This window comes from Murinocardiopsis flavida (assembly GCF_003014485.1).
Taxonomy (GTDB): domain Bacteria; phylum Actinomycetota; class Actinomycetes; order Streptosporangiales; family Streptosporangiaceae; genus Murinocardiopsis; species Murinocardiopsis flavida.
Genome location: NZ_PYGA01000006.1, coordinates 297,233 through 305,142 on the forward strand (window position 1 = coordinate 297,233; position 7,910 = coordinate 305,142).

A 7,910-nucleotide genomic window follows, 5' to 3' on the forward strand; every position below is an offset into this window, starting at 1 on the left:
GGTCGGCCCAGGTCAGCCCCTAGCGTGGGTCTTGCGGCTGCGGCGCGCCAGCGCGTCGAGGATCACGGCGATCAGCAGCACCACGGCGGTGATCATGAACCGCACCGAGGTGTCCATCTGCAACAGGAACAGGCCCGATGCGATAGCGCCCAGCACGAGGCCGCCCAGCAGCGCCGAGTACGCGTTGCCGCGCCCGCCGAACAGGCTGGTGCCGCCGATGACCGCGGCGGCGATGGCCATCATCAGCTCGTCGCCGCCCGCGGTGGACTGGCTCACCGCGAACCCGCGCGACGCCAGCATGATGCCGCCGAGCGCCGCCAGCGTCGACGCCAGCGCGAACACCGAGATGCGCACCAGGTCGACGTTGATGCCGGCCCGGCGGGCCGCCTCGGCGCTGCCGCCGACGGCGAACACCATCCGCCCGTAGCGGGTCTTGCGCAGCATCAGGTCGAAGGCGACCACGAACCCCACGAAGATCAGGAACGCCAGCGGGACGCCCTTGAACTGGTTGAGGACCGCGACCGCGCCGAACACCGGGACCGCGAGCAGGGCCGTGCGCACCAGGAGCTCGGTCACCGACTTGTGCGGCAGGCCGGCCGCCGCCCTGCGCCGCTCGCCGAAGTACGACGGGACGGCGAACGCCGCGACCGCCACCACGGCGAACCCCCAGCCCATCGCCGGCTCGAAGTAGGTCTGGGTGAGGTAGCCGATCGCCCCGTCGTAGGGCAGGTTGATCGTGCCGTCCTTGCCGAGGATGTAGATCTGCGCGCCCTGCCAGCCGATCAGTCCGGCCAGGGTGACGACGAACGCCGGCACCCCGACCTTCGCGAAGATCGTGCCGTGGATGACGCCGATCACCAGCCCGGTGAGCGCGCCCAGCAGGATCGCCACCCATTCGGGCAGGGCGAAGTTGACCGCCGCGACCGCGAGGACCGCACCGGAGACACCGGCGACGGAACCGACCGACAGGTCGATCTCGCCGAGCAGCAGCACCATGAGGACGCCGGTCGTCATCAGGCCCACGGCGACGATCTGCACGCTGAGGTTGGACAGGTTCTGCGGCGAGAGGAAGCGTTCGTGCAGCGTCTGGAACACCGCGCAGATGACGACCAGCCCGATGATGACCGGCAAGGGGCCGAGCTCGCCGCCGCGCAGCCGCCGGGCGATCAACCCGAACAGGCCGAGGGAGACCAGGGTGTCGCTGACCAGCCGCGGGTCGCGCTCGTGGACGGCCGCGTCCGGGCTCTGCCCGGCCGGGCTGGATATGGGGGCCTGCTGCGCCATCACGCGCCCTCCGTTCCGGGAACCGTGACACGCCCGGCGCGCCGGGTGGCGGCGTTGTCGGACGCCCCGGTGATCGCGGCGACGATCTCCTCGTAGCTGGTGTCCTCCACCTGGAAGTCGCCGCCGTTGCGGCCGAGCCGCAGTACGGCGGCGCGGTCGGCGACCGCGCGCACGTCGGCCATGTTGTGGCTGATGAGCAGGACGCCGAGGCCCTGGTCGCGGAGCCGCTCGATCAGGTCGAGGACCTGGGCGGTCTGCTCGACGCCGAGGGCCGCCGTGGGCTCGTCGAGCATGACCACCTGGGGTTCGCCCAGCAGGGAGCGGGCGATGGCGATGATCTGGCGCTGCCCGCCGGAGAGCGAGGCGACCGGGACCCGCAGGCTCGGCATCGTGACGGACAGCGAGTCGAGCAGGTCCCTGGCCTTGCGCTCCATCTCCAACTCGTCCAGCACACCGGCGATGATGCGCTCGTTGCCGAGGAACAGGTTCGCGACGATGTCGAGGTTGTCGCAGAGCGCGAGGTCCTGGTAGATCGTCGCGATCCCGAGGGACTGCGCGTCCGAGGGCCGCTGCACCTGCACGGTGCGGCCCTCCCAGCGGATCTCACCGCTGTCGGCGGGGTTCACCCCCGCGATGACCTTGACGAGGGTGGACTTGCCCGCGCCGTTGTCGCCGAGCAGCGCGACGACCTCGCCCTGGTGCACATCGAGGCTCACCTCGCTGAGGGCCTGCACAGCACCGAATCTCTTGGAAATCCCGGACAGCTCCAGGACGGGTGTGGTCATGGGGACTCCTTACGTTGCGCAGCCCCGTTCCCGGGCGGCGGTGCGCGCCGCGCCCGGGAACGGGGGGACGGGCTACTTGTCGCCGGTGGCCTCTTTGCAGAAACCCTTGTCGGCGAAGTCGCCCGTGCAGACCTCCTCGACGGTGTAGAAGCCGTCGGCGATCACGGTCTCCTCGATGTCGTCCGCCGTCACGGGGACGGGGTCGAGGAGCACGGAGGCGACCTTGTTGCCGTCGGGGTCCTCGATCTCGGTCGCGCCCTCGCCGTCGAACTTCTCGCCGGTGGCCGCCGCCACCGCCATCTTCGCCGCGATCTCCGCCTCGGGCTTGATCGCCTTGTAGACGGTCATGTACTGCTCGCCGGAGATGATCCGCTGGATCCCGGCGAGTTCGGCGTCCTGGCCGGTGATCGGCGGGAGGTCGTCCACGCCTGCGCTCTTGAGCGCGGCGATGACACCGGACGCCATGCCGTCGTTCGCCGAGTACACGCCGCTGATCTTGTCGGCACCCACCGACGTGATGGCCTGCTCCATCTGCTGCTGCGCCTTGTCGGGCGACCAGTCGGGGGTGTCGTACTCGGCGCCGATCTTCACGGCGCCGTCGAGGACCTCGTGCGCACCGGCCTTGAAGTCGGCGGCGTTGGGGTCGGTGGGCGAACCGTTGATCATGACGATCTCGCCCTTGTCGCCGCCCTCCTTCTCCAACGCCTCGACCAGCGACTCGCCCTGGACCTTGCCCACGTTCTTGTTGTCGAAGGAGACGTAGTAGTCGACCCCGCCCTGGGCGAGGCGGTCGTAGGCGACCACCGGCACGTCCTGGCTCTTGGACTGCTTGACGACGGCGCCCGCGGCCTCGGTGTCGACGGCGTCGAGCACCATGACGTCGATGCCCTCGGTGAGCATGGCCTCGGCCTGGGACTGCTGCTTACCTGTGTCCTGGTCGGCGTTCTGGTACGACACCTTGCACTTCGGACACTCCTCCTTGAGCGCCTCCTCGAAGTACGGCTTGTCGAACTTCTCGTAGCGGGCGGTCTTGGACTCCGGCAGCAGCAGGCCGACCGTGAATCCCTCCTCGACGCTGGCGCCGCTGCCGGCGTCGGACCCCCCGTCGGTGGTGGTTCCGCACCCGGCGACCAGGGCGAGGGCCAGCGCGGCGCCGATGGCGGCGGCCCGGCGGACGATCGTGGTGTTCGGATTGTGTTTCAGCACAGGATTCCTACCCTCCTACGTTCGTCCATCGGGCCGGAGGATGCGGACGCACCCGCCGCCTCATGCGTCGGGTGAACTCGATGGATCGACGTGCTGAAGTCAAACCCGCCCTTCATCTTGCCGTCAAGACTTGAACGAATATTCGTAATGTCACGAGATATTCATTCAACTGTTGAACGCATTGATGATGCAGGTACGGCGGGTCGCACGGCACAAGGGCGTGTTTCGGCGCGGATTCCGGCGGGTTACCGCAGCGGGGCCGCGCTACCGCCCGGCCGCGCGCGGAGCGTTGCGCAGCGCCCCGCGCAGGGCGGCCCGCGCGCCCAGCTCCGACCGCGTGACGCGCAGGTCGCGCAGCGCACTGCCGAGCGCGCCCATCTCCATCGACCGGCGCATCGGGTCCAGCAGCAGTCCGCCGGCGGCGGCCAACTCCCCGCCGACCACCACCAGCTGGGGGTTGACCATGTTGGCGATGACGGCGACCCCGCGGCCCAGCGCCGTACCCGCCTCGGCGATGATCCGGCGGCACCCGGGGTCGCCCTCGTCGGCGGCGGCGATCACATCGCCGAGATCCATGCCGTTCGGCGCGCCGTCGTGCTGCGGCAGCATGCGCAGCAGGTACGGGGCGCCGACAAGGGTCTCCAGGCAGCCGCGGTTGCCGCACCGGCACACCTGGCCGCGCTCGTCCAGGCCGATGTGCCCGATCTCCCCCGCCGTGCCGCCCGCGCCGTGGAACACCCGCCCCGACACCAGGATCCCGGCCCCGGCGCCCTCGCCGAGCCGGATGAACACCACGTGCTCCAGGCCGCGGGCCGCGCCCTCGGCGCTCTCCGCGAGGACGCACAGGTTGGCGTCGTTGTCCACCAGCACCGGCAGGCCCAGGCGCTCGGCAAGGACGTCGCCCGGCCGAACCCCGGCCCAGCGCGGGATGGCGCTGATCGGGCCCAGCTCGCCGGTCGCCGGATCGACGGGGGCCGGCACCGAGACCGACACCGAGGTGACCATGCCGTAGTCCACCCGCGCCGCGATCAGCAGCGTCTCGACCAGCCACACCGCGCGGCGCAACCCCCGCTCCGGGTCGGCGGCGACGTCGTAGCGGATGGACTCGTCCAGCAGCACCCCGCCGTCGTGGTCGCCGAGCGCCACCGAAATGGCCCCGTGGGAGAACTCGATGCCGATCACGACCCCCGGCGGGCGGATGAGGGTCACCGCGCGGGCCCTGCGGCCGTTGGACGACGTGCCGCGCACCGACACCGTGCCGAGGCCGCGCAGGTCGCGCACGATGTTGGAGACGCTCGCCGCCGAAAGCCCCGTGGCCCGCGCGATCTCGGCCTGGGTCAGCGTGCCGCCCGCGCGCAGCGCCTCGATGACGCGCTCCCGGTTCGCCTGCCGCAAGGACGCCTGGGAGCCGGGGGTGACCTCGGTGTCAACGGCCAAGACGGCTCCTCTGGATCGGCTCGGTGTCGGGCTCGGTATCGGTGTCCGGTTGTCGGGTGTCCGGCTCGGTGCCCGGTTGTCGGGCGCGGTGCCGGTGCGACCGCGGCTCAGGGCGTAGCGCGGTCCCGCCCGGCAGCATCGAGCTTACAAGCCGTGAAGACAGCTCTGGCGAGGGCGGACACTCGCGGTGCGCCCGGCCGTGTTCGCCGGGCGACGGCGGAAGCGTGCCCGACCAGACCCGCCCAGGGGCGCTCCCCTGCCGCGCCGACCCGGGCACGGCGCCCCGGTGGTGAGTAGTGTGTGCCTCCGTGCCGCCTCCGACCACGGTCCCGACCGTCTCGACCACAGCGCCCGACTGGCCCGCCGCGGTCGCGGCCGCGTTGCGCCGCCGCCCCGCACGCGCCGGAGCGTACCGCGCCGTGGCGATCGAGGGGCGGTCCGGATCGGGAAAGACCCGCACCGCCGGGCTGCTCGCCGAGGCACTGGGCGGCGCGCCGGTCATCCACCTCGACGACCTCTACCCGGGGTGGGAGGGTCTGGCCGCCGCCGCTCCCCTGCTGCTCCGGTGGGTCCTCGAACCGCTCGCGCGCGGCGAAGCCCCCCAGTGGCGGCGCTACGACTGGGAGCGCGGCGTCTTCGGGCCATGGCGCCGCACCCGCGTGGACGACCTGCTGCTCGTCGAGGGCTGCGGTGCCGGGGCCGCCCCACTGCGCCCCCTGCTGTCGGCCCTCGTGTGGGTGGACGCCCCTGCCGAGGCGCGGTCGCGGCGGCTGCGCACGCGCGCCGACGCGGCGGCGTACGCACCGCACATGGCGCGCTGGGCCCGCCAGGAAGCGGTGTTCTACCGTGCGCACCGCCCGCGCGAACACGCCGACCTGCTGATCGACAACCCGCTGACCGAGGACCCGCAGACCGAGGACCCGCTGACCGGCAATCCGCTGACAGGCGATCCACCCATCGGCGACGACTGATCGACGGCGCCTGTTCGACGGTGTCTGACCGACCGCGCTTGACCGGTGGGGCTTGACCGACGGGACCTGACCCGCGCGGGAGCGAATCCCGCATACCGGGCGGACCCCGGCCGCGACGGGCGCGCCTGCCGACGGAAGGCGCCCCGGAACGGGAGGCTGCCCGGAGGAGGACGGCGACGCACGCCGGGGGGTGGCGGAGATCGGAACGCGGCGGCGCATCGGGCCGCCGGGCCGGGAAGCGCGGCAGCCCTCCGGGTGTTCGCCCCCATTAACGGGGCATCCGGCCCCGGCCACGACGACAGAAGGGATTCCTGGTGCTTTTCGGTCAGGAGCACGTGCAGCGCTATGTCGAGACCGATGGTGAAGAGGGGCACGACTGGAACGGCACGCAGACCCTCATCCTCACGGTGACGGGTCGCACGTCCGGCAAGCAGCGCAGCACCCCGCTGATCTACGGCGACGACGGCGCGGACTACGTCGTCGTCGCGTCCAACGGCGGCGACCCCGACCACCCGGAGTGGTACAAGAACCTCGTGGCGGCACCCCAGGTGCGGGTGCAGGTCAAGGACGACGTGTTCGACGCCGTGGCGCGCACCGCAACGGAGGAGGAGAAGGCCCGCGTGTGGCCGCAGATGGCGCGGCGCTGGCCCGACTACGACAACTACCAGGCGAAGACCGACCGGTCCATCCCGGTCGTCCTCTTGAGCCGAGTGTGAGCCGAGCGTGAACCGGGGGTGACTCGGGCCCGGTCCGCGGTCCGGGCAGAAATTTTTCCGGGTAGGCGGGGGATCGCGATCCCCCGCCTTTCCCATGCTCAGAGACGGGACGGCAGTGACGCGAGTCACAGGCGTTGACCGTCGGTCTCCACTTTGCTCTTGAAAGTGTCAGGCTTTTGCCACTAAATGGACTAAGTCGTTGTCCGGGGGGATCACCAGTCCGACAGGAGCACCTGCCATGCCTCGCACATCCGGCCCAGGACCCGAGAACAACGGCGGCACCGACGCAGCCGGTGAACACACCGGTGCCGCCCGCCGCGGCTTCTTCCGCATCGCCGCCGGTACCGCCGCACTCACCGGCCTGACCGCGACCGCCCTGACCGTTCAGGTCGGCACCGCCGCCGCCGAGCCCGCGGCGACCAGGAAGCCGGGCAAGCGCCGCGGCATCCCGACCGAAAGCATCTCGGTGCAGATGTACACGCTGCGCGAGGCCGCGGCGGCCGACCTCGAAGGGACCCTCGCCGGCCTGGCCGACATCGGCTACACCAAGATCGAGACGGCCGGGTTCTACGGACGCAGCGCCGCCGAGTTCAAGTCCCTGCTCGACAAGCACGGCCTCAAGGCGACGTCGGGCCATCACGGCATCCCGCAGCCCTTCGACGCCGACGCGTGGGCCACCCAGCTCAAGGACGCCAACACCCTCGGCTACACCTACATCAATGTCCCCAGCGGGCCCAACGGCAGCACCGAGAAGCACTGGCGGGACTTCGCCGCCGACCTCACCACCGCGGGCCGCCAAGCCGCGAAAGCCGGGCTGAAGTTCGGCTACCACAACCACCACTACGAGTTCGCCCGCCTGGCCGACGCCGACAAGCGCGCCTACGACGTCCTCATCGAGCGCACCGACCCGCGCTACGTGCACTTCGAGCTGGACCTCTTCTGGTCCTGGCGCGGCGCGCAGGACCCCACCCCCCTCATCACCGACAACCGCAACCACCGCTTCCCGCAGTTCCACGTCAAGGACATGAACCTCGACGGCCAGTTCGAGGACGTGGGACTCGGCCTGATCGACTTCCGGCCCACCTTCGCCGCCGCCCTCCCGGCGAAGCGGGTCGAGTTCATCGTCGAGCACGACTCCGCGGGCGCCGACGCCCTCGACCACGTCCGGCGCAGCTTCGAGCACCTTTCCGCGCTGGAGTACTGACCCTCCCGGTACTCCAGCAGGACCGCCCCGGCGCACAGCGCCGGGGCGGTCCTTTGCCGCCCACCGTCGACCGACCGGGCCGGGGCCGCTCGCACGGGACCGCGAGCCGCACCCGCGCAGCCGCGGGAATGGCGGCCGGTCCTCGGTTCACCCGCTGGGGCCCGGCTGAGCGTGTCTGCGTCCCCGGCCGGTGGAGGGTGCCGGTGGATCGTGCTGCTGGGGCGGCTGGGGGCGGCGTGTGCCGGTCGCCGGGGTGGGGGCATGGGTGTGGCCCGCCGGGGTGGGGGCCCGGCGGGTGGGTTGTGGT

The 7,910-nt window shown here is 71.5% G+C and carries 7 protein-coding genes; 3 read left to right on the plus strand and 4 right to left on the minus strand.

What is annotated here, in order from left to right; genetic code table 11:
• Positions 1 to 12: 12 nt before the first annotated feature.
• From CLV63_RS11430 to CLV63_RS11445, 4 genes are all read right to left on the minus strand, one after another.
• On the minus strand, positions 13 to 1,284 hold the full coding sequence (locus CLV63_RS11430; protein ID WP_106582924.1) for a sugar ABC transporter permease: 1,272 nt from the start codon (positions 1,282 to 1,284) through the stop codon (positions 13 to 15).
• Entirely contained in the window at positions 1,284 to 2,069 is a 786-nt protein-coding gene (locus CLV63_RS11435; protein ID WP_106582925.1) for an ATP-binding cassette domain-containing protein, read from the minus strand. Before CLV63_RS11435 ends, CLV63_RS11430 begins: the two co-directional genes overlap by 1 nt.
• A gap of 72 nt (positions 2,070 to 2,141) precedes the next feature.
• The gene (locus CLV63_RS11440; RefSeq protein ID WP_245928734.1) at positions 2,142 to 3,275 is read right to left on the minus strand and encodes an ABC transporter substrate-binding protein; all 1,134 of its coding nucleotides are present in this window, start codon (positions 3,273 to 3,275) and stop codon (positions 2,142 to 2,144) included.
• 264 nt (positions 3,276 to 3,539) lie between these two features.
• The gene (locus CLV63_RS11445) at positions 3,540 to 4,712 is read right to left on the minus strand and encodes an ROK family transcriptional regulator (RefSeq protein ID WP_106582926.1); all 1,173 of its coding nucleotides are present in this window, start codon (positions 4,710 to 4,712) and stop codon (positions 3,540 to 3,542) included.
• 308 nt (positions 4,713 to 5,020) lie between these two features.
• Here CLV63_RS11445 and CLV63_RS11450 point away from each other — a divergent pair, with 308 nt between their 5' ends.
• From CLV63_RS11450 to CLV63_RS11460, 3 genes are all read left to right on the plus strand, one after another.
• On the plus strand, positions 5,021 to 5,683 hold the full coding sequence (locus CLV63_RS11450; RefSeq protein ID WP_211301261.1) for a uridine kinase family protein: 663 nt from the start codon (positions 5,021 to 5,023) through the stop codon (positions 5,681 to 5,683).
• A 314-nt stretch (positions 5,684 to 5,997) separates the two neighbouring features.
• Positions 5,998 to 6,399, plus strand: coding sequence for a nitroreductase family deazaflavin-dependent oxidoreductase (locus CLV63_RS11455; RefSeq protein ID WP_106582927.1), 402 nt, complete (start codon positions 5,998 to 6,000; stop codon positions 6,397 to 6,399).
• Positions 6,400 to 6,637: 238 nt separating this feature from the next.
• Complete coding sequence (locus tag CLV63_RS11460) at positions 6,638 to 7,603, plus strand: sugar phosphate isomerase/epimerase family protein (protein WP_106582928.1); 966 nt, start codon at positions 6,638 to 6,640, stop codon at positions 7,601 to 7,603.
• Positions 7,604 to 7,910: the final 307 nt, after the last annotated feature.